The following is a 24,304-nucleotide window of genomic DNA, read 5'->3' as shown; positions in this document are numbered from 1 at the left end:
CGGCTCGTCGTTGCCAGCGGGCAACGCGGTGATCCGGGTGCCGGTGATCCGGGTCCCGTTCGGATTCACCGCGCCCTCGCGAGTGAGCGGCTCGTCGTTGCCAGCGGGCAACGCGGTGATCCGGGTGCCGGTGATCCGGGTCCCGTTCGGATTCACCGCGCCCTCGCGAGTGAGCGGCTCGTGGTTGTCGGCGGGGGAGACGTGCACGGTCGCGGGGGCGGTGGCGGCGCTCGCGGCGGCGGTGGTGGCCAGTGCGACGGTGCCGGACGCTGCCGCGACGAGCAGGCCGGTGGCGAGCAGCTTCTTCGTGTCGAACATTCGTTTCTCCTTGGGGATTTGCGGCGTGCGCCGCGGTCGGGGTGTGTTCGTGGACGGCGATGCGGGTTGCGCTGCGCGGCGGTGCTCGGGGCCGGTGCGCGGATGCCGCGGGGCGTGCCCGGGCGGAGGTCACGACCCGCCAGCGACCTGTCCGGCCGCGCCGGTGGATTGAGGGGCGCGGTAGTGCAGTGCGGTGTCGAGCCAGCCGGTGATCGCGTCCAGCGCCGCCCGCCGGTCGGCGGCCAGCGTCAGGTCATGCCCGGCTTTCGGCTGGATGTAGGCCGTCAGCGGCCGGGAGAAGTTGCGTTGTTCGGCGGCAAGGAACGCCGGGGCGCTGCTGCAGTCGACGGCGGCGCAGGACCAGGCATCCTGCTGCCCGTTGGCGATGAGCACTGGTGCGGTGATCGCCCGGGATGTGGCCGCCGCGGTGCCGATTTCTGCAGCGTCGGCCAGTTCCGAGGCCGACCCGACGTCCTTGCGCGCTTCCTCGGCGGCGGTGATGACCGGGTCCGAGTCGGCGGGGGAGTGGAACAGGCCGGGTCGTACGCCGGGGCGGGTGGTCAGCCAGCCCGGGTCCACCGGCAGTCCTTCCTCGGCGGCGGGGTGCATCGCGGCGAGGGAGTGCTGCACCTGGGCGGGGTCGATCGCGTGGGAGTAGGCGGTGAGCACGACGGCGTCGGCGTCGCGGGGGTACCGGCTCGCGGTCATGACGCCGATGAGGCTGCCCAGGCTGTGCCCGACGAGCGCGGCCTTCCGGTACCGGCGCCCGTCGAGCTGCCCGGAGCGGGCGCGGGCGATCGCCTGGTGCACGGCCTCGGCCTGGACGCCGCCGGTGACCAGGGTGCTGGCGGGGCGGCTGCTGGCGCCGCTGCCGATCGCGTCGAGCGCCAGCGTCGTGTACCCGGCGCGGACGGCGCGGCTGACATAGGACTCGCCGCCGGTGTCCAAATTGGACCAGAACGACGTGTTGTACGTACCGCCGTGCAACAGCACTTGGACGACGTCTTTCGCGGGGCCGCGCGGCGCGCACAGGACGCCGTGGACGGTCGCGCCGACCGGTCCGGCGGTCACGGGGATCGTGACGTCGCGGCAAGCCCGCGCCGCGGCGGCGGTGTCGCCGGATGCGGCGGCCGGGATCGCGGCCGCCGACAGCATCGTTGCGGTCGCGGCGGCGAGCGCGGCGAGCCGCCGGAACCGTCTGTTCCGGACAGGTGTGCGTGCAGGTTCCATCGTTCGGTTTCCCCCCTGGAAACAGCGCCGCCCTCACCCCCTGCGAGGGCGGCGATTCACCGGTCGAACCGGTGCGGTGACACGTCGAAACGGCGCGGCGGAAGAGGAACGACGTTGTCCGGCGCCTGGTCCTCGAGGTCTGGCCGCGCGCGGGCCGGGGCTCGCTGCAGGCGCGGCATCAGCCACGCGATCGCCGGTCCGCAGCCGAGCGCCAGCACGAGCGTCCCGGGTCCGATCCCGCCGCCGTGCCAGGCGTCGGCGGGGCCGAGCAGCGCGGCGCCGACGATCAGGAACGCCGCGTCGAGTCCGATGCGGACGGCCGCGATCCGGCGCGGACGGCCTTGGCCGAACGCGATCATGAGCCCGTCGCGGGGCATCGGGCCGAGCGCGGCGGTGAGGTAGGTGGCCGCCCCGACGCAGAAGCAGGCGCCTCCGCCGGCGAGCAGCCCGATCCGGGCGAGGATCGGCTCCGCCGTCGGCAGCCAGGCCAGCAGCAGGTCCGCCACGACCGCGGGGATCACGAACCCGGCGACGGTGCCGACGCCGGGCCGGATCCGCAACGGCAGGAACGCCATGAGCATCACCGCTTGCGCGGCGATGATCCCGCCGCCGAGGCTGAACCCGCACCGCTGCGCGAGGCCCAGGTGCAGCACGTCCATCGGGGCCATGCCTAGCCGGGCCCGCTGCAGCAGCGCGATCCCGGCCCCGATGGCCACGGCGCCGAGGACGAGCCGAGCCAGCCGCGCCGGCAGCGCCGGAGCGGCGCCGCGGCGGTCCGCGGTCACGGGTTCCGCTCGCGGGGCACGCTGGCCCAGGCCCGGGCGGCGGCGAGCATCAGGTCGTTGTCGGCACGGGTGCCGAGGGTGATCCGCACTCCGAGACCGGGATAGGCCAGGACCGTGAACCCGAAGCCGAGGCAATGAGCCTCGAACCGGTCCGCGTCCTCGCCCACCGGCAGCCACACGTGGTTGGCCTGCGACGGCGGCGGAACGAATCCCGCCTCCCGCAACGCGTCGAGCACGCGAGCCCGCTCGGCCGCGATCAGCGCGCACCGCGCCCGCATCCGCTCGTGCGACACCAGCGAGGCCAGCGCGGCGGCCTGCCCGACGCCGGAGACCTCGAACGGCAGCGCCGCCGCGGCCAGCGCCATGGCCAGCATCGGCGGCGCGATCGCGTAGCCGACGCGCAGCCCCGCGAGCCCGTAGGCTTTCGAGAAAGTGCGCGTCACCGCCACGTTGTCGCGCCCGGCGGCCCACTGCTCTTTCGCCAGGCCCACGCCGTCGACCGGGCTCTCGGTCGCATATTCGACATAGGCCTCGTCGAGCACGACCAGCACGTCGTCGGGCACCGACGCCAGGAACCGGCGCAGCGCCTGCCGGCCGAGCAGGGTGCCGGTCGGGTTGTGCGGGTTGCTGATCACCACGACGCGGGTCGAGGGCCCGATCGCCGCCGCGACCGCGTCCAGGTCGACCGACCAGTCCGGGTCCAGCGCCACGGTGCGCACCGGCACGTCGGCGTGCGCGGCGAACAACCGGAAGGCCTGGAAGGCCGGGTCGGGCACCAGCAGTTCGTCGGAGCGGCGCGTGCACGTCACGGCCAGCAGCCGCTGCAGCAGCGCGGAGGACCCGGGTCCGACCGTCACGTTCTCCGGGGGGACCAGCAGATGTTCGGCGAGGGCGTCGACCAGGTCGGTGCTGGCGGTGTCGGGGTAGCGGTGCACGTTGCGGACGGCGTCCATCATCACGCGCAGCGCGGCCGGCAGCGGCCCGGACGGCGACTCGTTGCCCGAGAGCTTCACCAGCCCGGCGGGCGTGCGGCCCGGCGCGTGCAGCGGCGTCTCGCGGACGCCTCCGGCGGTCACGCTCCCTCCCGTAGCCCGTCGGCGGCGGCGAGGCGGGCGTCGAGCCGGCCGCGGGCGTAGTCGCGGCGCAGCTGCGCGACGCGCTCGTCGACCAGCGCGTCCAGGTCGGGGCGCAGCACGGTGTCGAGGCCGAACGTCGGGTCGGTGCGCGCCTCGAACCCGACCACCGGCGCGGAGGGGTGCAGGTTCATCGCGGCGTGGGCCACCCCGGGCGGGATCCAGATGACCGACCCCGGGCGGTGCAGCACCGGCGTCATCTCCTCGCCGCACAGCGACGCCGCGATCCCCTCGAAGACGATGACGACGATCTCGGAGTCGGGGTGCTCGTGGGCGTAGGTGCTGTGCCCGCCCGGCATCCGCACCGCCCCGGCCGACAGGCGGCGCACGGGGGCGACGCCGGAGTGCACCGCCGGGGTCAGCGCCTGCTGCTGTTTCCCCCGCACGGTCGGCAGCTCGTACACGTTGGCGGCGAACGGTTCGTCCCGTGCCCGGCGGGGCTGCGGGCTGTGCGGCGTGGACGCGGCCCGGCCGGTCATCGCGGGCCCGCCGTCTGCGCGACCCGGAATTCGGTCAGCTGCTCGTCGACGTCGTACTCGGTGAGCACGGTGAGCCCGCTGGCCGTCAGGTTCGCGCGCACGTCGGCGGCGGTGGCCCCGGGCAGGAGGGCGAGGCCGACGAACGCGGGCAGCGCCGTGTCGCCGGGCCGGTGGCGGGCCAGGTGGGCCCATCCGCTCCACCGGTCCCAGGTCATCACCACGTCTCCGTCGGCCGACGCGGGTTCGGGCGACGGGCGCGGCGCCGGGATGGTCTCGGTACTCATGGTTCCCCCTTGGCTGGAACTCCCCGGGGCGCGCGGATGTCGCGGCGCCCGGGGAACGTGAACCGGCCGGGGACGACGTGCGGAAGGCGGGACGGGGCTGATGCGTCTGTTCGGCCCCGGGCCGCCGCGGCAGTGCCGTCGTCACGGCCGGTGCGGTCTCACGACCGGACTCGGTTGGCTCCCGGTCGGGTTCGGGGGAGCACGCGCCCGCGGCAGGCATGCGGGACGGGCGACGTCCGGCTGCGACGCCTCGCCGGGCGGCGAGCGCCGCGGCGGCACACGGAAACAGCGATCACGAGGTCCCCCAACCTCCGGCGTGGCCGATTCCCCCCGAACCGGCCGACGGGCCCTCCCAGCCGTGCCGCAGCACGTCCCGAAAGCCCCGCTAAGATCCACTCTTTCCCGGAAAACTACGCTGAGTCAAGTCCGACTTCACCGCGTCTACCAGCCCTGACGCTCCGCTGTCGGCCCCATATCCGGCCAGCGGGAGCTCCGATCGGATACGCACAGCGACGACGACCGGGGCGATCCGAGCCGCTCGCGGCCGAGCTGCCTGCCGGAAACGATCTCGACACGCTATTGTGTAGAACACGCACCAGGGTCTTGACAGATCGACGAGAAAGGGGGACGGCATGCGCGTCACGGAGACCGCGGAGTGGACCGCTGCGGCCGAGCTGGACCACGATCTCGCGAACGGGATCGGGCGCGAGGCGATCGTCCCTCCGCGCACCATGCCTCGCGACCGCGCCCCCGGCGAGCTCGTGTTCGCCGCGTTCTCGCACCGGGTCGCCCCGCGCTACGAGCGCTTCCACGGCCGCGACGTCCAGTACGTTCACGGCGGGCCGCGCCTCGTCGTCGGCAGCCCGGAGCTCGTCGGCGCCTTCGTCGCCGGCGACGCCGCGATGCGGCTGCGCGGGCACCGCAAGGCCCGGGCGATGTCCGCGCCGCAGTGGCACGACTACGACCTCGCCACCGTGGCCGTGACCACCCACCGGCTGTGGTGCCAGAGCGACGGCGGCTGGAAGAACTTCAACTACGACCAGGTCACCCGGCTGCAGCTGGACACCTCGGCCCCGGCTCCCGCATTGACGCTCGAATTCCGCGCGGCGAACCCGCTGCGGCTCAGCGGGGAGTGGGCCGCGTGGATCGCGGTCGCGGTCGCCTACGGCGCCTACGGCCACAACGCCTGCGTGCTTCCCGCGCTCGCGCCCCTGCGGTCGGCGACCCCGTCTGCCGCGACGGCCGCCGCAGGCGCCGCCCCCAACGCGCACGGCCGCGGCCGGCGATAAAACTGCGCTCCGGGCTCGGCTGGTCGCCGGCCGCCAGGCCGTCGACCAGCCTCGGCCCCGGATCGCCGGGCGTACCGTGGCGCCATGGAACACCAGGGGGATCAAGAGCCGCTGGTCCGCATGCTGGCCCCGTCCTCGGACAGGGACAGGTGGCAGTACGCCCGGCACCAGTGGATGGGCTTCCCGCCCGACAGCGAGCCACCGGCCGAGCGGCCCGGCACCGACCGCCACGAGGCGCCTGCGCTCCGCCCCGAGCCGGACGCCGCGCCCGCGGTCGACCAGCCTGCGAACGCTCGCGCGGACCACGGCTCCGGTACCCGGGGCGACGCTCGCAACAGGCTGTCGCCGCCGGGACCCCCGGGCAGTCGCCACGCCCGGCTCGACCGGAACAGCCCCAGATCACAGGCGCGATGAGACCGCCACCGGTCGCGTTGAACAGCCCTCCGCCCGCTACAGCAGCCAGAGGAACAGGCCGCCGCAGACGAGGAATCCCGCGACGGCGCCGGCGGCGACCTGGCCGGGAGTGTGGTGGCGCAGGACGACCCGCGACCAGCTGACCAGCGCGACCAGCAGGAGCAGCAGCAGCGCCCACGGGCCGTAGAGGAACGCGAGCATCGCGACGCCGCCGGCGGACACGGCCGCGTGCATCGAAATCTTCCACTTGGCGGTGACCGCGCCGGTGACGACGAGGACGGCGAGCATCGCCCAGGCCATGATCACCATCGCGCGGGGAGCGGACCCCAGCAGCAGGATCGCCAGCCCGGCCGCGGTCGAGACGAGGCACACGAGCAGCACCGGACCGCGGGCCGAGCGGTTGTTGACGTGGTGGGTGTCGTAATGCCCGGCCTTCGCCCCCCGGGCGATGAACGCCATCGGGAGGAGGGAGGAGAAGAGCGCCACCACCGCCGCCCACAGCAGGGTCGGCCAGGGCCGCCATCCGGTCGCCTTGCCGGCCATCGCGACGGACAAGGCGATGATCACGATCCAGGGGGCGAGGATCTCGGTGACCGCCCGCGCTGTCGTCGTGCGGAGGGTGCGTTCGGCGTGGGCGGCCGGGTTCTGCGTGGTCACGGTGTCCTGGTGTCCTGAGCTGTCAGTGCGGGAGGTTCGGGCTGGGCGAGGTAGGCAGCGACCTGTTCGAGGAAGCTCACCGACGCGGCGAGGACGTCCCCGGTCCGGGGCGGGGCGATCCCGCCGGCAGCGGGAGGCGGGCTCCCGGCGCGTTTGCGGCGCAGCGCGTCGCGCAGGCATTCGGCTTCCACGAACGCGGCCAGGTCCGTGCCGCCGAGATCGCGTTCCCCGCCGAGGGCGAACGCGCGCTGCTCGACCGCCGGGTCCAGGTAGTCGCGGAGCCGCTTGCGTCCGTCCCAGATCTCGATGACCCGGCGCTGCAGCGCGAACGTGGTGTCCCACCAGGGGGCGGGCTTGTCCAGCGCGACGTCGGGGGTCACCCCCCGTCCCCGGTCGGCGAACTCCGACCACAGCGGTTCCAGCCGCCGGAAGGCCCTGGCATGGCGGAGCCAGGCGCTCACGGCCGACAGACGCGGCCCGACCGCGGGCAGAACGAGCCCGACCAGGGCGAACGTGACGCCCAGCGCTGCCAGGATCAGCTCCACCTGCAACTGCGGCCACGGCGGCGGGCTGCCCACCACCGCCAGCAGGCTGTAGGCGATCTTGTGGGCGCTGTAGACGAGGCTGATCCAGCAGCCGATCGCCAGGAGCCGCAAGCCCCGCCACATCCACGGCTTGTCGGTGATCCCCGCCCAACGCCACGCGAGCCGGGAGAGCACGAGCATCGCCGCGGCGAACCCGGCGACGTAGGAGAGCAGCATGGCGGTCAGCCAGGGCCCGAAATACCGGTCCAGGCGCAGAAAATCCGGCTGTTCGGTGGCCAGCGCGACCGCGAACGCCACGGTCATCGCGACCCCGGCGGCCAGCAGGACGGCCCCGTGCGGCGCGAACCTTCGCCACGCCCGCCCCGGAAGAGACTCGACCGAAAGGAAGAAGAACAGTTCGAGCCCGGCGAACGCGACGAAGATCAGCCAGTGCTGGCCGATCCAGATGGCCTCGGCCGCAGCAGGCGACACCGGGGCCCAGCGCAGCCCGGAGATGATCGCCAACGTGAGCGCGAGCAGCGCCGACCACAGCGCCCACATCGCGGGCCTGCGGGGGGAACGGACCAGGTCGACGAACCGGTAGACGACGACGCTGACCCCGACCACGATGATGAACAGGTGGAACAGAGTGGCGACGCTAACCACGGCGGACCCGCCCCATCACGTTGCCGAGACGGTCCACCGCCTCCGCGTAGTTGCCTTGAAGACGACGGGGACCCTGCGGGACCAACCGCCGCGGTCCTCCGACCTTCTTCCACACGATCGTCGCCGCGAGCTCGGCCTCTCGTTCCTGCCGATCGCCGTAGTTCATGCGATGCAGCACCGGCGGGCCGTCGCCGTCCCCGGGCGGATCATCCATTCCCAGGGTCCGCGCGAGGTTGGGAGGAAGCGGCACGCCACCGGAGCCTCGATGGCACAGGAAGATGTGGCACAACTCGTGCAAGATCATCTGCTCCTTGTGGAGTCCGGTGACGTCCGGGTCGTAGACGACCAGGTCGACCGTCGGCCCGGCCAGCCACATGGCGTCCGGGTATCCGGTCGGCATGGACATCGCCTTCAGCTCGATCGGGCGTTTGCGGTGTTCGCCGACACGCTGGGCGAACGCCTCGATGCTCCAGGGTTCGGGCACGCCGACCTCGTCCACGATGCGCGCGATTTCGCGTCGGAGAGCGAGGTGCTCGCGGACCCGCCCCACCGGGCCGCGCGCAGGTTGCTCTCGACCACCGTGTTGCCCCGGCCCGGCACTTTCGGTCATTCGGCCGAGGCCCCCCTTCCCTCGCCCGCATCCCCGGCCGCCCGCCGGCTGTGCTTCTTCTCCGCAGCCAGCAACTGCTCGACCAGGCCGCCGAACACGCTGCCGGCCACGCCGAGACTGTCGTCGCTGAGATCCCCCGCGCGCGCCAAGGCGTTCCGCAGCTGCCCATCGCGCATGGCGCGATGGAAGCGTAGCTCGTTCAGCGACGCCGCCGGGTCGTCATCGGAGAAATAGGACGGCTCGACCCCGAAGAACTTGGCCAGGAGGTCCAGCGTGCCAGACAGCGGATTGCCGCCGTGGCCTTTCCTGATCCGCCACACCGTCTGCGCGCTGATCTTCCCGATGCCCCGCTTCTCAATGCCTTCGGCGATCTCGGCGTCGCTCCAGCGACCGCCCTTCGACTCCGGTCGCTGCTGGATCAGGTACTCGAGTCGGGTGGCGATCGTGCTGCCTCTGCCTGGTTCTTCCATCACCGGCCCTTTCCCCCAGCCAACACAGATGTTAGCCCGCAGCCAAGATTCATAACATCCATGTTGACTACTGGGCGGTCAACATCCTAGGGTCCTCCCTGGTTGATCCACAACAAGCGTCGACCACGTCAGTGGGTGGCACCGTCGACGTACAACCGATGCAGGTCCCGCGGGATAGGCCCCCAGCCGCCCGCCCACCTGCAAAAGAGGGGGGAATGTGTTCCTGCCGCCGACAGCAGAGGGGGGTAAAGCTGTCGGCGGCAGGGCCATGCGTAGGACGCCGGGGGGATGACGCCCGCCACCCGACTCTAACCCGTTGGCACCTTCGCCGGGCAGCTTGGCACACCGAGATCCAGGAGCTCATCAGGTTCAGCAGTCGGGTTCGCCGCAGGAGCAGGGGCACCGACTCGTCGGCGGCGATCGCGCGTTCGTGGTCCAAGCCCTGGATTTCCAGCTCGGTCCACGCGCGCACCAGGGCGTCGAGGCCGGGAGGCCCCCGACGCCGGCGTCGGGGTCGAGAAACTGTTCGGGATTTCCTGTTTTCTAGGTCTGGTCGGTTTCGTGCATCGGGGTTGTGCTCCGTTCTGGTCGATGGCCGGTCAGACGGGGTCGTTCAGCGTGACGTCGGCGGCGGCGAGCAGCCGCGGAGCCTCGGTGTTGTGCTGGGCGGGAATGTGCTCGACCCAGCGGTAGGTCGTGTAGTTGTTGACGTGGGGCGAGCGGTCGCGGGGATCGAGGGTGACGTGCCAACCGTGCACTTTGGCGACGCCGGCGTGCGCGACAAGCTTGACGTGCAGCAGCCGGAACGCCGCGGTCTCGAGTCGTCCGGGGGCGGCGCGCTCGAACACGCGCACCGCGTTGCCCACGGTGTCGAGTTCGCTGACCAGCAGCGGCACGGTCTCGTGGCCCAGCGCCGACGCGATGCCGACGTTGGCCACGAGTTCGTCGGCGAAGCGCCCGGCCCAGCTGGCGGTGATGTTCCGCGAGTACGAGGGCTGCGCGGCCTGCTCCAGCTTCTCCGCGCGCAGCATGTACTCGACCAGCGTGCCCATCTCCGGAGGCGTCAGAGGCACGGCGTACCGCCGCTCGAGTTCCGGTTCGGGGGCGGCCGGTTTCGGTGCGGGCGCCGAGGCGGCGCGGCGGGTGCTGAATATGCGCATGGTGGTTGTCCCTTCTGCTGATGAGGTGGTGGGGTTGTTGATGATTCAGGTGCCGGTTGGCCGGTCGAGGTCGTAGAGCCGGTCGACCAGTTCTTCGGGGTTCTGTCGTTCGATGGTGTCGGCGATCAACGCGGCCTGCACCGGTGCGGTGCGCTCGTCGTAGGACGCGGTGACGATGACGAGCCCGCCGCTGGGGAACCTGCCGCGCAGGTGCAGGTGCTGCACCGGGTCGGCGGCGTCGCGTTTGCCCGCGATCATGTCCGCCACGGTGATCAGGTGCAGCCACCACGCCAGGGCGAGCCCCTTGTCGGGCCCGTCGGCGAGGACGACCTGGATCACGTGCTGGCCGTGGATGTCGATGGTGTCGACCGAGTCGGCCGGGCCGAGGCCGGTGCTCGCGATCAGGTTGCGCAGGTCGTTGAGGTCGTCGCCTATGCCGATGACGCCTCGGGCGGCGAGCTGGCTGACGAGCGAGCCGGGGTCAACCGGCCCGGAGGGCGGTGCCTTCGTCGTGGTTTCCTCCGGCGGCCGGACCGGGGCACGGCCCGTTCCTGGCTGTTTCATGGTTCTCCTCGGCGGTGCTCGGGTGGCTGAACGTGGCGATCAGCGCGGTCTCCAGGACCGCGGCCACGATGTCGACCGGGCTGTCGACGATCTGGACGACGTGCAGCCCGTACCGGTTCGTGGTGGACGCGTGGGCGTGCCCGAGGTGGGCTTGGATCACCGACTCCTCGATCCCGGCGAGGCAGGCGAGGGTGGCCCAGGTGTGGCGGGCGACGTGCGGGGAGACCGTCTCAGGGGCGTCGAGATCGGCCAGCACGGCGAGGGTCTTGAGTTTTGTGGCGCAGTCGCCGTTGCGCATCGGCACCAGCTCGCCGGTCTTGTGCGCCACCGCGGCGATCAGCGGTTCGCTGGACCGGTTCACCTGTCCGCGCAGGGCGGGCAGGTTGTTGCCGGTCTTCTCGTCCCGGTGCTCCAGGTAGCGGTCGATCCGGGCGGCCATGGCGCGAGTGATCTTCATCGTGCGTTTCTTCTCGCCTTTGCCGGTGACGGTGATGACCCGTTCGCCGGCCATCACCGACAGGTCCCCGCGCGTCAGCGAGGTGAGTTCGTCGATCCGCAGTCCCAGCTCGAACAGCAGCGCGACCCAGGTTCCGGTTCGCAGCGGGTCGCCGTTGCGGGCCGGGTCGCGGTCGGCGGCCTTCTGCAGCGCCGCCGCCTCGTCGGCAGTGAGCGACCGGGTGGGCGAGGTGCCGGTCTTCGTCGCGAGCTTCTTCGCCTTGCGGTCGATGCTGCTCGTCGGGTTGACCGTGGCGTAGGTGTCGACCGCGTCCGCGCCGAGGTCGGGCCCGTTCTGGCAGGCCCACTCGTACAGGCTGGACACGGCCGAGAACATCTGGCCCTTGGTGACCGGGGCCAACGGCTCGCCCTTGCTATTGCGGGAGTTCTCGACGTCTTCCAGCCATGCCAGCATCTCCCGCCGGCCGATGTCGGCAAACGGGTCGAGCCCGCGCAGCCGGCACCAGTGCAGGAACGTGACGCCGTGGCGCAGCCGCGACACGTCGCGGGGCGCACCGACCGGGGCGATCCGGGTCGCGGTGATCCGGTACGGGAAGCCGAGGTTGTCGGCGTATGCGAGCCGGGTCTTGTCCTTCTTCCCGTACAGGAACTCCCCGACGATCGACTTGACCGGGTCGAACGGCGCGGTGGCCGAGGTGGGGCCGTCGAGCGTGTGGATCGTGGCCACCGCAGGGTTGGTCACCTGGTCACCTCCTCGTGCCCGGCGGGCTGACGTCCGTCATCGGTCGCTTTCGTCGTCGGCCGCGGCCCTCTCGCGAAGCGGCGCTTCGGCGGATGCCAGCAGCTGCAACAACTTCGTCGTCTCGGCCTTCGTTGCGTCGATCACGCGGAGCATGTCGCCAGCGGCGACGTCCCGGCCGAACGTGTAGATGAGGTTCGAGGCGGCGAACAACGCGGCCTCGAAAGCGCCGACGAACACGCTCGCGGCTGCGTTGCCGCCGGTCAGGTTCTCGTGCACCTCCGCGGCGGTGCGGTTGATCCGGGCGCGCACCAGCTCGATCCACCACTGCGTCATCTGCTTCTCGTCGCAGCTCGCCGACGCCAGCAGCTCCATGTAGCCGTCCTGCACCTCGGGCAGGGCGGTCAGGTCGAGATCGTGGCGGATCGCGAGTTCGGCGGTCGCGAGCAGCCCGCCGAGGTTGACCGGCAACGTGCGCTCGGCATCCTGGTCGGGGAGGGGAACGACCCCCAGCGCCCTGAGCGCTTGTTCGGCGACGTCGTTGGTGACGATCGGCACGTGATCAGTCCTTCCGGTCAGTCGATGGCCATGCCGGCACGGCGGAGCGTGAGCTTCAGCTCTCCCAAGGCTTTGCGGGCTTTCTTCAGGTTGTCCTCGGCCGTCGAGTCGGTGATGAACGGCAACGGAAACGGGTCCTTTCACGGTTGGGTGGGGCAGGGGTCGCCGGGGTGCAGCCGCCGCGCGGTGTCCGCGTCGGTCTCGACAGTGCGGATCCGGTTTCCCTGTTCGCAGGTGACGGGGTTGTTCGCGCCCTTCAGGCACTGAGCGGAGGCGGTGCACGAGACGTCGCGCACCGTCCACTGCGGCGTGCGCGCGAAGATCGCCATGGACGCCATGAACACCAGCGCGACGAAAGCGCCGCCGACCAGCAGCCGAGCCATCGCTACCGGCCCTTGTCCCCGGTGACGAAGCCGGGAAACGCGACTTCGACGCGCAGGGCCTCCAGCCATCGCAGGAACCCGTCCGGGTCGAGCGGCCCGATGCCTTCGCCGATCAGGTGCTGCGCGGCCTCGGTCGCGGTGTAGTGCTCGTCGTCGAGCGTGGCCTTGTCCTTGAGGATCAAGGCCACGAACACCTTCTCGCCGGTGGACCAGGCCCCGTTCGGGCGGCCGCCGTTGTGCTTGAGCGACCACCGGCACCGCCACACCAGATCGCGGGCCTTCTCGCCGAGCACCGGCAGAGCCGGGGGCCGGTGCGCAAGCGCGGTTGACCCGGCTGCCTCGCGGATGATCTTGACGACGTTGGGGCCGCAGCATGGGGAGCAGGTGTACCGGCGGTTCTGCATCTCGTCGAGGATGTGCAGCTCCGCCTCCCGTTCCAGGCAGCGTTCGCACAGCTGCGGGGGAGCGTCCGGGTCGACTGGGCTTACGACCAGCTCGGGCCGCGCGGCCGCGACGGGGTTCACCGGTGCCGCCGTTTCCGTGCGCGCGCGACACGACGCCGCATCACCATGTCCGCGAAGGAGCGCGGCCGTCCGGACTCGGGAGCGAAAGCGGGCGTGCGGCGGGAGATCACCGCGATCACCTGAATCCACAGCGGGCGTCGTCCGGTCACGGCGCGTCCGTTCCCGCAGCTTCCAGCACGGCACGAAGCCCGGGGAGCGAGGCGTAGGCCAGCTCGACCGACCCTGCGGACCACCGGTCGTCGCGGCCGCCGTAGAGGATGGCGGGACCGGCCACCTGCAGTCGTCCGTCGTCGCCCAGTTCGGCCGACCATGGGCCGGTTTCTGCTTCGGGGGCGCCGCATTTCCCGTCCGTCTCCTTGCACTGCCTGTACCGGACCGCGCCGGTGATCTGGTCGAGCGCGGCGATCGCCGGCACGCGCAAGCTCGCCAGGAAGGCGAACCCGCGGTCGCGTTTCACGGAGCTGGGGCCGTGGAGGTGCGCGCACTCGCGGCTGACCTCGGTGGACCACCACCGGCCCATATCGGAGGTCGGATCCAGGACGATGCCCATCAGAGCCTCGCTTTCTCGGCCCGGGAGACGTCCGGGCCGAGCGTGGCTCGCCACCGGTGCGCGACCGCCTGTTTTCCTCGGAGGTATCCGGCGTTGCTGGCACCGGTCGCGAGCAGGCAGGCACCGAGGACGAGACCTGCCAAGCCGACCGGCCACAGCGACAGGCTCATCACCCACGGGGTCAGGCCCAGCACGCAGATCGCGAGCAGAGACAGCAGGTCGTAGAGACCCAGGCGGCGACGGCTTTGCGTCAGCTCGTCCTCGGTGTACTTGCAGGCGACGCGAGTGGTCCAGTCGATCCGACGCAGAGGAGGTTCGCGGTGGCGGACATGCCATCTGATCGCATCCAGGTAATGGCATTCGTCGTCCGGGACGCGGTGGTCCGCCAAGAGACGGAGGAAGCGCGAGGATTCGTGCATCCCCTCGATGAACTCGGGCGGGTGGACCCGCCCCTTGTCCCTCTCGCCTTCGAGCTCGCCCGCGAGGATGTCCAGATGGGCGGCGGTGCTCCGGTAGTAGGCGATCAGGTCGTCGGTGGCGCGGGGAGGCGTCGGCGGATCGGGCTGCTCGGGCACGGTTCCTTCTTCCTTGCGGCGAGGTGGCGGGGATGGTCCGGCTCAGGCGACGAGCGCTTCGGGTCTTCCTCGGGCAAAGCCCCCTGCACGTTCAGTCTCGACCCGAGCCCGGGGTGTAACAGAGGCAGGGCGGGGCCATTGATGTGTCCGCGACCCGAGGGTCATCGGCAGTGATCACGGCCCGGCCCCGCCGGTCGGTGGCGCGGCAGCCGGAATCGCCGTTCACTCCGAATCACCTCCTCTCGTCGCGCGTCCTGTTTCCGGACGCCGGTTACCGGTCCTGTCCCGCGAGGCGGCTGGCGCGCTGGATGAGTTCCGGGTCCACGCCGTCGCGGAGGGCGTCGCGGATGGCGTCCTGGCGCTGGTCGTTGGCGGCGCTCCAGCGCCGTCCGGCGGACGTGCCGCTGTAGTCGGCACCGTAGGTCTGGTATCGAGCGCGCGTCTCCGCGATCTCGGTCTCGGCGGCGGCGCGCTCGGTGCCGAGGCGAAGAATCCGGCCGATGTGGCTCGCGGTCATGCCCACTCCCCTACGTCATCCCGTGGTCACTATCTGCGATTTTTGTACTCCATCATAATACAGATTATAGTGGAAGACCATGTTGGCAATATGCACCATGTTGACAACACTGGCAACTTCACTCGAACCGAGCAATCCACTCGACCCGTACTGTTCGAGCGGCCCGTACGTCCCGTATGGTTCACCCATGGCAACCGGATCACGCGAACCACGCGAAAAGATCGAACTGTTTGACGGCGTGGAACTGACGTCCTCCGACCTTCTGCGCGTCAAGGGCGAGTTGCCCATCTTCTGCGGCGCGGGCGGGACGGCCCTCGTCAGCGTCAACGGCCGGCTCCGGTACGGCATCGTCCCGGTCGAGGTCGCCGAAGCGCACCTCGCCCAGCGAGCCGAAGCGGCGGTGATGGACGACAGGACCGGGATGGCCGAATTCAGCCAGCAGCTCCGCGAGATCCACGACGGCGCCCGCGACGAGCACGACGTCGAGACACCGGTCTCGGTCCCGTCTGACATCGGCTCGTACCGTGGCTGAGCTGCGCCGCCCGGGGCAGGTCGACCTGTTGGTCGTGGCCGCCGTCTTGTTCCTGGTCATGCTCATACTGCTGTGGAGCTGAACTCCCCACCACCTCGAAACCGAGAAGGAGACACCCCCGATGTCGGGTGACCGCAACCTTCTCCAGGCCGCCGAAACCGCGCTCGCCGACTTGCTCGGCAGCGGCGGCCCTGGAAAATCCCCAGAGCAGGCCGAGGCGCAGGCCTCGATCGACGCGATCGACAAGCTCACCCAGGCCGCGATCGGCGCGGCGCTGGCCAACCGACTGGACCAGACGACCGAACTGCTGGACGAGCTGGTCGACACCTACGGCCAGGAAGGCGCGAGCCACGCGGTGCAGTACCTGTGCGCGGCCCCGTCCTCGGCCGTGCGGGTCTCGGTCGAGTCGAGCACCCGGATCGGGATGAACTTCCCGTTCACGCCACTGGACGACGAGAGCATGAACCAGATGCGCGCAGCTGCGGCCCAGGCCGGGGAGCTGCTGGCCGCGACGCTGTCGATGAACACGCTGCGGCTGACTACGACACTGGCCGAGATCGCGGAACTAGAGAACTGGCGGCGGGTGCTGCGGGTGCTGGTCCGCTACGTCGCCGCGTTCGTCGAGTCGGCGCAGGAAGTGTCCGGCGACGCCTTCTGCGCCTACGACGAACTGCGGCCCGGCACGTCCATCGCCGAGGTCGACGCCGCGGCCGCGACGCGGGACGAGCCGGATACCGTCCCGCCCGTGACGACTGAGGACAACAAGGCCGCTGTGCGCGCGCGGGTAGAGGCGCTGGCGGAGTCGCCGGAGACTACGTGGAAGCGAGCGCCGGGCGTGGAGCAGGGCGAGCCGGAACCGGAGATCGCGACCGTCGAGGTCGACGGCGAGCCGTACACGGTGATGCGCAACAGCGCCGAGCCGAACGTGCGGCTCGTCTTCGACGCGGCCGAGTGGAAGGCGTTCCTCGGAGGCATCGACGACGGCGACTTCCAGGACCTGACCTGACTCGACGCGCATTGCACGCACGACCGCCGAAAATCGGAGCAGGCCCGCGCTGGCGCGAGGATTGTGCGTGGAGCACGGGATCGACCTCGCCGCGAACACACCGACTGTGATGGGCCGTGATCTCGTCGATGACTGCGCAACACCGACCACGCCTGGGTAGCTGCCGAGGCCCTCTGGCTCCGCTTCGACAGCGTCGAGCAGCTCGCCGACTGCCCTCAGCCGACGCGCGGCGATGACTGCGGGCCTTTTGGGACCGGTACGCCGAACGCACGCCTGCCGCTACAGCGCGCTCGGTTCTGGAACTGGGCTCGCGACCGCTGGGCACACTTCGAGAGCTGCCGTTTCGAACACGCCGATGTGCTGAGCTCCTGGCGGCGGCAGACTGCACCTGGGCCGCGCGGTCTGCGCAATCTGGGGGAAGCGGTGGTTCCTCGATCCGGATCTGGTGCTGCCGTTCGCACCGGCTGGCAGGGGGGGGCGAGTCCGATCAGCGCGTCAGCCAGCAACGAGAGGTCGCGGTGCGAGTCGTAGGCCCGGCTGCTCGCTTGAAAGGTCTGACGTCGTGGCCGTCGAACCCTTGCCCGGGAGTCTGGCAGGGACCGCAACCGCAGCCGTGACCTCTGACGCCGCGCTCTCCGGGAGGTCCCTTCGTCGCCGTGAGACCGATCGGCTTGCCGCATTACCTCGGTCGGTCACAAACCAGGTGCGCCCGGCCACCACCCCGCCCATGTTGGGCCTCTCTTCGTCCACTCGTACCTACCCGAACGATTCATACCACCTACATTGCATACCTAGTATCATTATAAGATCGTCATGCCCGATACGGATTGCAACCGGGGTCCGGGTCTCTGACGACGACAGCAGCGATGGAGACCTCCGGGCAACCGCCGCACACCCTCTCGAAACAAGAGCCAAGGAGGACACCATGCTCGTGACCTGGGCAGTGACCGACTCACCGCCCTGACTGTCTTGAGGGCTCCACGGACCGCTGTGAACGGTCTCTAGTTGTCTCCCCCCGGGAACGCCGGGAAGCAGACCCCGAGGGGAGACTTCGGACCGTTCCCCACCGAGAGGAACACCACCATGCCCGCCTCAACCCTGGCGATCACAGCGGCAGCAGCCATTATCGCAGCCGCCTACGCCATCCACGCAGCCGTCTTGCACCGCAGCCTCGGGCACTGGGTTGCCGAGGTGCACAGGTACGCCGCAAAGTACGCGCACAGTGCCCTCCACGTCCTAACCGCCGTCCCCGACGAGACCCGTGTAACACGCCCCGCCGAAGAACAACCGCTGTTCGCCCTGCACGATCCGCGCGTTCCCGTCGGCGATGTGCGATGACCACTGCCCGCCACAGCCGCACCGGCGCGACCGTGGAGGGCCGGGCCGCACACGATCAGCGAACCGGCCGCCGGCCACCCGCTCGCGAGCGGAGTCAGAAGCGGTCCGACGAGGACGTCGACGCGGGCTTGCGTCGGTCGAGGGCGTTCTGCCCGCCGTGCGGGCGGATGGCCACTTGTTCCCGTTTCAGCAAGCGATGGATCGTGCCGTACGACGTGTGATGTGTGTCGGCGATCTTCTGGATGGTCATGCCGGACTCGTACTCCCGGACGATTCGCGGCACGTCGAGTTCGCGTCGCACGCCTTGCCGGACCTCCGGCATGACCGCGCCTTCCTGCCGCAGCAGGCGCCCGGTCCAGCTCAGCGACAGCCCGTACGTACGCGCGATCTCGATGATCGACGTACCGGCACGCCACATGTCGAGCATTTCCTGGTTGCGCTCCTGGCGCGATGCTCTTCGCTCCGCCGCGTCGTCCATTCGCCGTCCTGTGGTCGCAGTCTGCTGCCGGGCGCGGATACCAGCTTGCCCGAGCGCGACTTCGCCATCCGCAGCCCCCGCAACGCCCGTCGGGCAGGGTGGATCCGCAGCTCCGTGCCAGTCGACGTCGCCGGGCGACCCACCCGGCCGAGAAGAAAGGACGCTCCGTGAGCGATCCCGCCACGCCATCCGCAGCCTCGAACTCCTGGCTCGCGGCTTGGCCCGTCAACCCCGACACCGGGCAGCCGGAACTCCCGCCGGACGACGACCCCGGCTGGTTCATCACCCTCGAAGGCGTCCGGTACCACCGCGACGACCCCGACATTCCGCTCCGCGCCCGGTTCCAGCACACCAGCAGCGCCGTCTGGGACATGGTGAAAGAGCAACTGCTCTGCCTCGCCTGCGCACGGTGGACCGATGTCTCGCAGCTGCCGCTCGCACAGAAAGCGATGGGCCGCATCACCTGCGGCCACTGCACGGCGATCCTCCAGTTCTGACCGGAAAGACCCCCGCCACCTCGCACGAAAGGAACCGAACATCGATGAACGCCCAAGAGCTGCAAGGCACCTGGCTCACCTGGTTCGACCAGGCCAACCGCCAGCCGATCTTCTCCCAGCCCGGCAGCGACGACTGGCACGCCGCCACCAACGCGATCACCGCCGGTTTCCTGGTCACCTCGCTGTTCGGCGAGATCATGGCCCTCGCGCCCGCGCGCGCCGACGACCTCGCCGACGACCTCCACGTCGCCCTGGAGCACGACCAGATCAGCGAAATCCTCGACGCCTGGCGCGTCCTGCATGCCGCCGGGCACCCGATCCGGATCTTCAACGGTGCCGACGCCGTGAATGCGCTCAACCGCCTCGCACCCCGGGACAAGCCCAACGCCGACAACATCCACTACCGCTGGCAGCAGGGCGAACTGTCCGCGACCGGCGTCGTCGGCTCCGTCGTCGCCCGGGAAACACAGCTCGGCCCGGACCCGACCTACACGCCGACCGCGCAAGGATGACCGCGCACACCCGTCCGCGACCCGAAGGAGCCGAACCAGTCGTGACCGAACCCTCCGACACCGCACCGACCCACGCCGAGCTGGCCGAACTCGCCATCAACGACACCGGCGCGCTCGTCCGCGGCCTCGCCGACGTCTACGGCGAGTACCACGCCAACCCCGACAACTGGCCCAGGCTGGCCGCCTCGTTGCAGACCTTCGCCGACGCGGTCCGCCGACACGGCACCGGACTGGCCGAAACCCTGCACGCCTACAGCGAAGCGCACCCCAGCATCAACGTCCCCGAGGACGGCCCCGGCGTGATGCTCATCGGCCCCAACACGCACCGCGGCTACTGGGACCGGGCCGCCGCTATCGCGATCGAGGGCGAACCCGTCCTCCATCGCCACTACGGCGACGTCGTGTTCGACGACCTCGGCCGCCCCGAACTCGACAACTACACCGCGGCCCTGGCCGACGACGGCTCGCTCGGCGCCGACGCGGGCCCGGTCGACAAGGTCGCGGTCGTGCTGCACCTGGCCGGCAAACGCGACGCCCCGGTGCTGATCGTGGTCGGTGGCCTCGACCAGGAAGAGGAGAGCGACCGCACGGCGCTCGAACGCGCACTGGCCGAACTCGGCATCACTCCCGGACCGCCCCGGTTCTGGCCGCCGCAGGCCCACACGTTCTTCACGCTGAACGACGGCGTCACCGACGGGCTGTACGACGCCTACGGTCGCAGGGTCGAACCGGACGGCCAGATCCGCGAAGACGGCTGAAACCCGGCCTGGGCAGCGAAAAGCCCTCCCTCCGCGGCCGTGTCGGACGCGGAGGGAGGGCCGCATGGTCGCCCCCACCACCTCTAGTGAGAAGAAACCATGCGCACACCTTAACCGACGGCGTGCGCGAGCAGGAAAGATGCCAGATGCTCCACTTTCCCCACATGACCCATGTAGATAGGATCATGGGCATGGAGTCGGAACCCGAGCCGCTGACGATCGACCGCGTCCGCAAAGACTGGACCCACGTCCTGAGCGACGCCGAGCAGGCCGGCGAACCCCTCATCGTCATCACGGCCCGGGACAACGAGCCCTATATCGCGGCAGTCGGCCCCGCCCTGTACACCGACTGGCTGATCGCCCTCGGCCTCCGCGACCCCGAGTTCGAGCCCATCGGAGGCTTTCCGGACGGTGCCGACCTGGCCAACCTGCCCGCAGCATACGAGTTCCCGTTCCGCGGCGGCCCGTCCAAGCCGGACAAGGCCGCCATGGACCTCCTGCGGACCTGGCTCGACCGGCTCGAACTCGACAAAGACCACGTGATTCCCGGCCGCGTCGCCATGGACTCCGGATTCGCGGTGAAAGGCTGGCACGCGGTGAGCTTCGTCGTCCGCAGGCGCGAGCTGCACGTGATCGTGCGCCGCTACCGGCGGCCGACCGCGATCTTCGTCCCGCTCAAGTTCGTCACTGCCGCCCAAGATGCCGTCGCGGAGGCCGCGGGCCGCTGAACGCGTGGCGTGCGAGAACTCCCGAGGCGTGACGTTTCACCATCTCAGTCGACCTGCACGACACTTCATACTCCCGGCAGGTCGGGGTCACACCTTTAGGGTGACTCCGAGCGGGCGCACTTCAGACACTGCCTTTAGCAGACGCAGATTCCTTCTCATCCGGCTTGCTGTCAATTGTCGGTGAGACCCGCACGGCGGTGTATGGCCCCCGCATCGCTTTGCTCGTGTGGTCTGGTCTGTTTCTCCTTCCCAGGGGCACGGTCGGCACGGTTGCTGGTTTGACCAATCGCGACTGTCCTGTGCAACGCGCTCGAGCCGCCACGGCCCGCACGAATCCCCGCGTCAGTCGCCCGTGACACGTCCAGCTGAGTGGCCTCCGACGGCCCGCCGAGACGATCACAGAACCGCTCGATCGGGAGACCTCTGACACGCCCCACCGACTTCCTGGAGACCCGCCAACAGGTTCCTCCGGCATGCCCCGAACCCACTTTTCCCGTCCACCGCAGGGCAGTCGAGAGCAGCGCGCAACCTTCCCATCGGGACCCTCGTCGACGACGTCCGCTCTACGTACGCGGCGGCACCCGCCCGCCGGCAGCGCGGTGGGACAACCGATTCGCTCGCTCCCCGCTGAGACTTTGCCGGGGCGATACAGCAGAACCGAAGGTTTCCAGTGCGCGAGCGGGAAGCCGACCGGGGCACTGGAATCCGGGATTACGCGCCAGCCGACCCCACCAGCGAGGTCATCGGGCGGCACGCCGTAGCCGCTTCAATTCCGCCGCCAGAGGAAGCAGCCGTGCGGTCGCTGCAGCCAGGTCGTCATGGCTGCCGTGCTCGGGGCACCGCCCGTGGCCGTGCTCGTCTCGCACCACCATCGGTCGGTCGGCCTCGCAGACCTGGCAACGTCGCTCCGCGGTGAAATCCTCGAGGAAACCAAGCATCGCCAGCGGGCCCGGCCCCTCCCCCAGCCACCACGCGTACAGGCCGAGATCGTCGTCGCCGTCGAACCGATCCGCGAACGTCAGCAACCGCGCGACGCCCGCGGCGATCTCGTCCTCGTGCCCGGCCCACCACGTCCCGCTACCGTGATCGCGGCAGCGGGCTGCTGGCTCGTCAGTGCGTCGCCGGGCTCGCTGCTCCAGGCGCTTCCAATGCTGCAGCGCACTGTTCGCGCTCCGCCCGTACGGTGCGCCCTGGATACGCCAGGCGACGCCGAGCTCGCCCCCGGTCCGCAGCCACCACCGCTGTTCCTCCTGCAGCCGGTGGCGCAGGTCCGCGAGCAGGACCAGGCCGGCATCGGCAGCGGCCTGGTGCCGCTCCTGCGGCCCCGGCCGGTCGGGTCGCCAGTCGACCAGCACCGGCCGCTCGGGGTGCACCAGCCACGCCATGATTCCGAACCTGTCGCCAGCGTCGGGCAGGTGCTCCAGGAGATGCTCGTGGTCAACCAGGTCCCCCCGCCACAGCTCGAGCAGGCCTTCGACCGTGTCGGCCACGACGTCTCGCTCCCGGCCGCGCCCGTCCAGCTGCACAGCGGCGCGCGGATCGGGCAGCACTGGGCTAGCCGAACTGCGCCGCCCCGTGCCCGCCTTCGTCGTCAGGGCGCGGGCACGCTGCCCGACCGCGTGCAGCGTCGTCACCCCCAGCCGCCGCGCGACCAACCACGGATCCAGCCGCACATGCGGCTGCCGACAGTAGTCCAGCAGCGCGGCCTCCAGCACGTCGCAGTCCAGCATCAGGCCAGCCAGCACGGTGTGCGCCGCCGCGACCTCCCCCTCCCCCATCCGCGCGGAATCCGCCCGCTGCCGGATGCGCACCAGCTGCTCGAACGGTGCCAGCCCGGCGGCCGTGCTCTCCGGGTCCGCGGTGCGCAACCGCTTCAGAGCCTCGCCCGTGCTCAACCGCTCCGGGAGCGAGCGCCGAGTCCCGGCAGGCTTCCTCTTCCGCAACACCGGGAAGACCTCCGCCGCCCGCTCCGGGTCCTCCCGCCACCGCACCGGCCCAGCCGCAGCCGACCCGTCCAACGCCAGCCGCGCCGCAGTCTCCATATGCGGCAGACAGCTGTCCAGCCCGCGCGCGTCGGCCACCGCGGCCGACGCCGCGAGGCTGCGGACCGCGAGCGCCGACCACGTCCCCGCCGACGGCGCGCAGTGCACCCCCGCCGATCCGAACCCACTCGTCTCTGCCGCAGCCACGACCGGACCGTCCAGCACTGCCCAGGTCGTAGACCCGTCAGGCCGCTGGTCGTCCAGGTCCCGCACAAACTCGGCCAGCAACCCCGGCGGCTCGCCGCCGAGCGCAGTGTCCTGCTCGTGTGCGGCAAGTTTCTCCGTGGCCCGGCACCACGCCACGGCCGACTCCCACCACCGCTCCCGGTCGCCGCACACCCTCACCAGTTCGTCCTCCGCCGCGCGCCGACGGGGCGTGACGGGATCGCCGGCGACCCAGAACACCAGAGCCCGGCACGCAACCGAACGCCGCTGCGCCTCCCCCGCCACGCACACCGACCCTGCCAACGCCGGGCCGAGATCGCACGCCGGGAAGACCGCGAAACCGGCCACCCAGCGGACATGCCCGCGCCACCACGGATCCCCGATCAGCAAGCCACTCGGCAAAGGACGCACCCCGGCCGCACGCCACGCCCGAGCCACCGTCGCCTGCGACACGCCCCAGCCATCGGCCACCGACCGCGTCGTCGGGACAGACCCCGCGACCCCGTCCCCCATCACCGCCGCGAGCACCAAATCGTCCGCGCCCGGCCGACCCGTGTCCGATTCGAGAAGACCGGTCCGCTCCAGCCGGAAACGGTGCAGCCATCGCGCGACCGTGCGGACGCTGACCCCGAGCTCCGCAGCCACCGCCGCAACGGGCTCGCCCTGGGCACTCGCCAGAACGATCCTCGCGACCTGCGCGACACGACCGCTCCCACGCCCGACCGCCGCATCCAGTGCGGTACGTTCGTCCTCAGTCAGCTGCACCGCTGCCCGGACCTCACCTCGAGCGTCCATGCGCGAAGTCTATGCCAGCGATGACTCAAATCCCTCGTTCAACAGATGACAATCTGTGTATTTCGCCACGCGCGAGTCGATTCTGCGTCCTGACCTGCAGTAACGCAGCCGCCGACTTTGCAATGCGGCACCCCAATTTTCAGTAGAGACCTCAGCAGCCTGTCGATTCCATCGCCACGCAGGCGTCTCAGGAACTCGATGATCAGAGCAGTGAAGGTGGGCTGATACGGACAGGTCGTCGCGACTGTGGCCAACTGCAGGGCAATCGCGGGGTTGCCGAACAGCTTGGGACCGGCGCGATGTATTTGAGGCCATCGAGGAGATGTACGGGATGTCTGGTGCCCGACATGAGACATCAGAGACCGTTCGAGGAGCCGTCGAGAAAGAGCTCGGCGACGTCACCGAACTGTCCCACGTGCCTTTCATCGCGCAACACGCATGATCCGTTAGGCGGCGGTTCTGGCTTCCGGGAGAAAGGTAAAGATACGTCTCGGTCGACCTACGCGGACGCACCCAGCTACCAGCCTCCGGTGTTTCCGACGGAAACACCCGCCACGCCGCACCACCA

General features: G+C 70.5%; 29 protein-coding genes. 7 read left to right on the top strand and 22 right to left on the bottom strand.

Annotation, left to right across the window (positions count from 1 at the left end):
• The 6 genes from ACZ7OI_RS37760 to ACZ7OI_RS37735 all read right to left on the bottom strand — a co-directional run.
• On the bottom strand, window positions 1-318 hold a 318-nt coding region (locus ACZ7OI_RS37760; protein ID WP_470268902.1), incomplete at its 3' end, for a hypothetical protein.
• Window positions 319-447: 129 nt separating this feature from the next.
• Window positions 448-1,548, bottom strand: coding sequence for an alpha/beta fold hydrolase (locus ACZ7OI_RS37755; RefSeq protein ID WP_470268901.1), 1,101 nt, complete (start codon window positions 1,546-1,548; stop codon window positions 448-450).
• 56 nt (window positions 1,549-1,604) lie between these two features.
• The gene (locus ACZ7OI_RS37750; protein WP_470268900.1) at window positions 1,605-2,333 is read right to left on the bottom strand and encodes a YczE/YyaS/YitT family protein; all 729 of its coding nucleotides are present in this window, start codon (window positions 2,331-2,333) and stop codon (window positions 1,605-1,607) included.
• Window positions 2,330-3,409, bottom strand: a complete 1,080-nt coding sequence (locus ACZ7OI_RS37745) for an aminotransferase class I/II-fold pyridoxal phosphate-dependent enzyme (RefSeq protein WP_470268899.1) — start codon at window positions 3,407-3,409, stop codon at window positions 2,330-2,332. The genes ACZ7OI_RS37750 and ACZ7OI_RS37745 overlap by 4 nt, the downstream gene beginning before the upstream one ends.
• Window positions 3,406-3,945, bottom strand: coding sequence for a hypothetical protein (locus ACZ7OI_RS37740; protein WP_470268898.1), 540 nt, complete (start codon window positions 3,943-3,945; stop codon window positions 3,406-3,408). Before ACZ7OI_RS37740 ends, ACZ7OI_RS37745 begins: the two co-directional genes overlap by 4 nt.
• Complete coding sequence (locus ACZ7OI_RS37735; protein ID WP_470268897.1) at window positions 3,942-4,229, bottom strand: hypothetical protein; 288 nt, start codon at window positions 4,227-4,229, stop codon at window positions 3,942-3,944. The genes ACZ7OI_RS37740 and ACZ7OI_RS37735 overlap by 4 nt, the downstream gene beginning before the upstream one ends.
• A gap of 632 nt (window positions 4,230-4,861) precedes the next feature.
• Between ACZ7OI_RS37735 and ACZ7OI_RS37730 the strand changes: the two genes are divergently transcribed.
• Window positions 4,862-5,518, top strand: coding sequence for a hypothetical protein (locus ACZ7OI_RS37730; protein ID WP_470268896.1), 657 nt, complete (start codon window positions 4,862-4,864; stop codon window positions 5,516-5,518).
• Between the two features lie 450 nt (window positions 5,519-5,968).
• On the opposite strand, the gene ACZ7OI_RS37725 is transcribed toward ACZ7OI_RS37730, so the two are convergent.
• The 14 genes from ACZ7OI_RS37725 to ACZ7OI_RS37660 all read right to left on the bottom strand — a co-directional run bounded on the left by ACZ7OI_RS37725 (window position 5,969) and on the right by ACZ7OI_RS37660 (window position 14,885).
• A complete protein-coding gene (locus ACZ7OI_RS37725) occupies window positions 5,969-6,589 on the bottom strand; it encodes a hypothetical protein (protein ID WP_470268895.1) in 621 nt (206 codons plus the stop codon).
• Window positions 6,586-7,779 (bottom strand): MAB_1171c family putative transporter, encoded by a 1,194-nt coding sequence (locus tag ACZ7OI_RS37720; protein WP_470268894.1) that lies wholly within the window; start codon window positions 7,777-7,779, stop codon window positions 6,586-6,588. The genes ACZ7OI_RS37725 and ACZ7OI_RS37720 overlap by 4 nt, the downstream gene beginning before the upstream one ends.
• Window positions 7,772-8,263, bottom strand: a complete 492-nt coding sequence (locus ACZ7OI_RS37715) for a hypothetical protein (protein WP_470268893.1) — start codon at window positions 8,261-8,263, stop codon at window positions 7,772-7,774. Before ACZ7OI_RS37715 ends, ACZ7OI_RS37720 begins: the two co-directional genes overlap by 8 nt.
• 122 nt (window positions 8,264-8,385) lie before the next feature.
• Window positions 8,386-8,862, bottom strand: a complete 477-nt coding sequence (locus ACZ7OI_RS37710; protein ID WP_470268892.1) for a hypothetical protein — start codon at window positions 8,860-8,862, stop codon at window positions 8,386-8,388.
• A 596-nt stretch (window positions 8,863-9,458) separates the two neighbouring features.
• On the bottom strand, window positions 9,459-10,019 hold the full coding sequence (locus ACZ7OI_RS37705; RefSeq protein WP_470268891.1) for a hypothetical protein: 561 nt from the start codon (window positions 10,017-10,019) through the stop codon (window positions 9,459-9,461).
• 45 nt (window positions 10,020-10,064) lie between these two features.
• Complete coding sequence (locus ACZ7OI_RS37700) at window positions 10,065-10,583, bottom strand: hypothetical protein (RefSeq protein WP_470268890.1); 519 nt, start codon at window positions 10,581-10,583, stop codon at window positions 10,065-10,067.
• Window positions 10,501-11,781, bottom strand: a complete 1,281-nt coding sequence (locus tag ACZ7OI_RS37695; RefSeq protein WP_470268889.1) for a tyrosine-type recombinase/integrase — start codon at window positions 11,779-11,781, stop codon at window positions 10,501-10,503. Before ACZ7OI_RS37695 ends, ACZ7OI_RS37700 begins: the two co-directional genes overlap by 83 nt.
• A 36-nt stretch (window positions 11,782-11,817) precedes the next feature.
• On the bottom strand, window positions 11,818-12,336 hold the full coding sequence (locus ACZ7OI_RS37690; RefSeq protein ID WP_470268888.1) for a hypothetical protein: 519 nt from the start codon (window positions 12,334-12,336) through the stop codon (window positions 11,818-11,820).
• 140 nt (window positions 12,337-12,476) lie between these two features.
• Window positions 12,477-12,719: a hypothetical protein gene (locus ACZ7OI_RS37685; RefSeq protein ID WP_470268887.1), complete on the bottom strand. Its 243-nt coding sequence runs from the start codon at window positions 12,717-12,719 to the stop codon at window positions 12,477-12,479.
• 2 nt (window positions 12,720-12,721) lie between these two features.
• Window positions 12,722-13,243, bottom strand: a complete 522-nt coding sequence (locus ACZ7OI_RS37680) for a hypothetical protein (RefSeq protein WP_470268886.1) — start codon at window positions 13,241-13,243, stop codon at window positions 12,722-12,724.
• Window positions 13,240-13,392, bottom strand: coding sequence for a hypothetical protein (locus ACZ7OI_RS37675; protein ID WP_470268885.1), 153 nt, complete (start codon window positions 13,390-13,392; stop codon window positions 13,240-13,242). The genes ACZ7OI_RS37680 and ACZ7OI_RS37675 overlap by 4 nt, the downstream gene beginning before the upstream one ends.
• Window positions 13,389-13,793: a hypothetical protein gene (locus tag ACZ7OI_RS37670; RefSeq protein WP_470268884.1), complete on the bottom strand. Its 405-nt coding sequence runs from the start codon at window positions 13,791-13,793 to the stop codon at window positions 13,389-13,391. Before ACZ7OI_RS37670 ends, ACZ7OI_RS37675 begins: the two co-directional genes overlap by 4 nt.
• The gene (locus ACZ7OI_RS37665) at window positions 13,793-14,368 is read right to left on the bottom strand and encodes a hypothetical protein (protein ID WP_470268883.1); all 576 of its coding nucleotides are present in this window, start codon (window positions 14,366-14,368) and stop codon (window positions 13,793-13,795) included. The genes ACZ7OI_RS37670 and ACZ7OI_RS37665 overlap by 1 nt, the downstream gene beginning before the upstream one ends.
• A gap of 271 nt (window positions 14,369-14,639) precedes the next feature.
• Entirely contained in the window at window positions 14,640-14,885 is a 246-nt protein-coding gene (locus ACZ7OI_RS37660) for a hypothetical protein (protein WP_470268882.1), read from the bottom strand.
• Window positions 14,886-15,072: 187 nt separating this feature from the next.
• On the opposite strand from ACZ7OI_RS37660, the gene ACZ7OI_RS37655 reads away from it, so the two are divergent.
• On the top strand, window positions 15,073-15,417 hold the full coding sequence (locus ACZ7OI_RS37655) for a hypothetical protein (protein ID WP_470268881.1): 345 nt from the start codon (window positions 15,073-15,075) through the stop codon (window positions 15,415-15,417).
• A gap of 121 nt (window positions 15,418-15,538) precedes the next feature.
• Window positions 15,539-16,423 carry a DUF397 domain-containing protein gene (locus tag ACZ7OI_RS37650; protein ID WP_470268880.1) on the top strand — a complete coding sequence of 295 codons (885 nt, stop codon included), beginning with the start codon at window positions 15,539-15,541 and terminating at the stop codon, window positions 16,421-16,423.
• 1,432 nt (window positions 16,424-17,855) lie between these two features.
• Here ACZ7OI_RS37650 and ACZ7OI_RS37645 read toward each other — a convergent pair.
• Window positions 17,856-18,239, bottom strand: a complete 384-nt coding sequence (locus ACZ7OI_RS37645; RefSeq protein WP_470268879.1) for a helix-turn-helix domain-containing protein — start codon at window positions 18,237-18,239, stop codon at window positions 17,856-17,858.
• Between the two features lie 167 nt (window positions 18,240-18,406).
• Here ACZ7OI_RS37645 and ACZ7OI_RS37640 point away from each other — a divergent pair, with 167 nt between their 5' ends.
• The 4 genes from ACZ7OI_RS37640 to ACZ7OI_RS37625 all read left to right on the top strand — a co-directional run bounded on the left by ACZ7OI_RS37640 (window position 18,407) and on the right by ACZ7OI_RS37625 (window position 20,734).
• Window positions 18,407-18,736: a hypothetical protein gene (locus tag ACZ7OI_RS37640; RefSeq protein WP_470268878.1), complete on the top strand. Its 330-nt coding sequence runs from the start codon at window positions 18,407-18,409 to the stop codon at window positions 18,734-18,736.
• Between the two features lie 44 nt (window positions 18,737-18,780).
• Window positions 18,781-19,248, top strand: a complete 468-nt coding sequence (locus tag ACZ7OI_RS37635) for a hypothetical protein (protein ID WP_470268877.1) — start codon at window positions 18,781-18,783, stop codon at window positions 19,246-19,248.
• Window positions 19,249-19,289: 41 nt separating this feature from the next.
• Complete coding sequence (locus ACZ7OI_RS37630; RefSeq protein WP_470268876.1) at window positions 19,290-20,006, top strand: hypothetical protein; 717 nt, start codon at window positions 19,290-19,292, stop codon at window positions 20,004-20,006.
• Between the two features lie 191 nt (window positions 20,007-20,197).
• Window positions 20,198-20,734: a hypothetical protein gene (locus ACZ7OI_RS37625; RefSeq protein ID WP_470268875.1), complete on the top strand. Its 537-nt coding sequence runs from the start codon at window positions 20,198-20,200 to the stop codon at window positions 20,732-20,734.
• A gap of 740 nt (window positions 20,735-21,474) precedes the next feature.
• On the opposite strand, the gene ACZ7OI_RS37620 is transcribed toward ACZ7OI_RS37625, so the two are convergent.
• Window positions 21,475-23,736 (bottom strand): helix-turn-helix domain-containing protein, encoded by a 2,262-nt coding sequence (locus ACZ7OI_RS37620; protein ID WP_470268874.1) that lies wholly within the window; start codon window positions 23,734-23,736, stop codon window positions 21,475-21,477.
• Between the last annotated feature and the right edge of the window lie 568 nt (window positions 23,737-24,304).

The sequence above is a fragment of the Amycolatopsis sp. NPDC114503 genome, assembly GCF_055633655.1.
The sequence above is the reverse complement of the archived record's forward strand: the minus strand, read 5'-3'. Positions and strand labels throughout refer to the sequence as shown.

Bases quoted from the DNA above. Each gene is read 5' to 3' on its own strand.
- ACZ7OI_RS37755 (WP_470268901.1), bottom strand. From the start codon at position 1,548: ATGGAACCTGCACGCACACCTGTCCGGAACAGACGGTTCCGGCGGCTC.
- ACZ7OI_RS37740 (WP_470268898.1), bottom strand. From the start codon at position 3,945: ATGACCGGCCGGGCCGCGTCCACGCCGCACAGCCCGCAGCCCCGCCGG.
- ACZ7OI_RS37735 (WP_470268897.1), bottom strand. From the start codon at position 4,229: ATGAGTACCGAGACCATCCCGGCGCCGCGCCCGTCGCCCGAACCCGCG.
- ACZ7OI_RS37730 (WP_470268896.1), top strand. From the start codon at position 4,862: ATGCGCGTCACGGAGACCGCGGAGTGGACCGCTGCGGCCGAGCTGGAC.
- ACZ7OI_RS37705 (WP_470268891.1), bottom strand. From the start codon at position 10,019: ATGCGCATATTCAGCACCCGCCGCGCCGCCTCGGCGCCCGCACCGAAA.
- ACZ7OI_RS37700 (WP_470268890.1), bottom strand. From the start codon at position 10,583: ATGAAACAGCCAGGAACGGGCCGTGCCCCGGTCCGGCCGCCGGAGGAA.
- ACZ7OI_RS37685 (WP_470268887.1), bottom strand. From the start codon at position 12,719: ATGGCTCGGCTGCTGGTCGGCGGCGCTTTCGTCGCGCTGGTGTTCATG.
- ACZ7OI_RS37670 (WP_470268884.1), bottom strand. From the start codon at position 13,793: ATGGGCATCGTCCTGGATCCGACCTCCGATATGGGCCGGTGGTGGTCC.
- ACZ7OI_RS37660 (WP_470268882.1), bottom strand. From the start codon at position 14,885: ATGACCGCGAGCCACATCGGCCGGATTCTTCGCCTCGGCACCGAGCGC.
- ACZ7OI_RS37655 (WP_470268881.1), top strand. From the start codon at position 15,073: ATGGCAACCGGATCACGCGAACCACGCGAAAAGATCGAACTGTTTGAC.
- ACZ7OI_RS37650 (WP_470268880.1), top strand. From the start codon at position 15,539: ATGTCGGGTGACCGCAACCTTCTCCAGGCCGCCGAAACCGCGCTCGCC.
- ACZ7OI_RS37645 (WP_470268879.1), bottom strand. From the start codon at position 18,239: ATGGACGACGCGGCGGAGCGAAGAGCATCGCGCCAGGAGCGCAACCAG.
- ACZ7OI_RS37635 (WP_470268877.1), top strand. From the start codon at position 18,781: ATGAACGCCCAAGAGCTGCAAGGCACCTGGCTCACCTGGTTCGACCAG.
- ACZ7OI_RS37625 (WP_470268875.1), top strand. From the start codon at position 20,198: ATGGAGTCGGAACCCGAGCCGCTGACGATCGACCGCGTCCGCAAAGAC.
- ACZ7OI_RS37620 (WP_470268874.1), bottom strand. From the start codon at position 23,736: ATGGACGCTCGAGGTGAGGTCCGGGCAGCGGTGCAGCTGACTGAGGAC.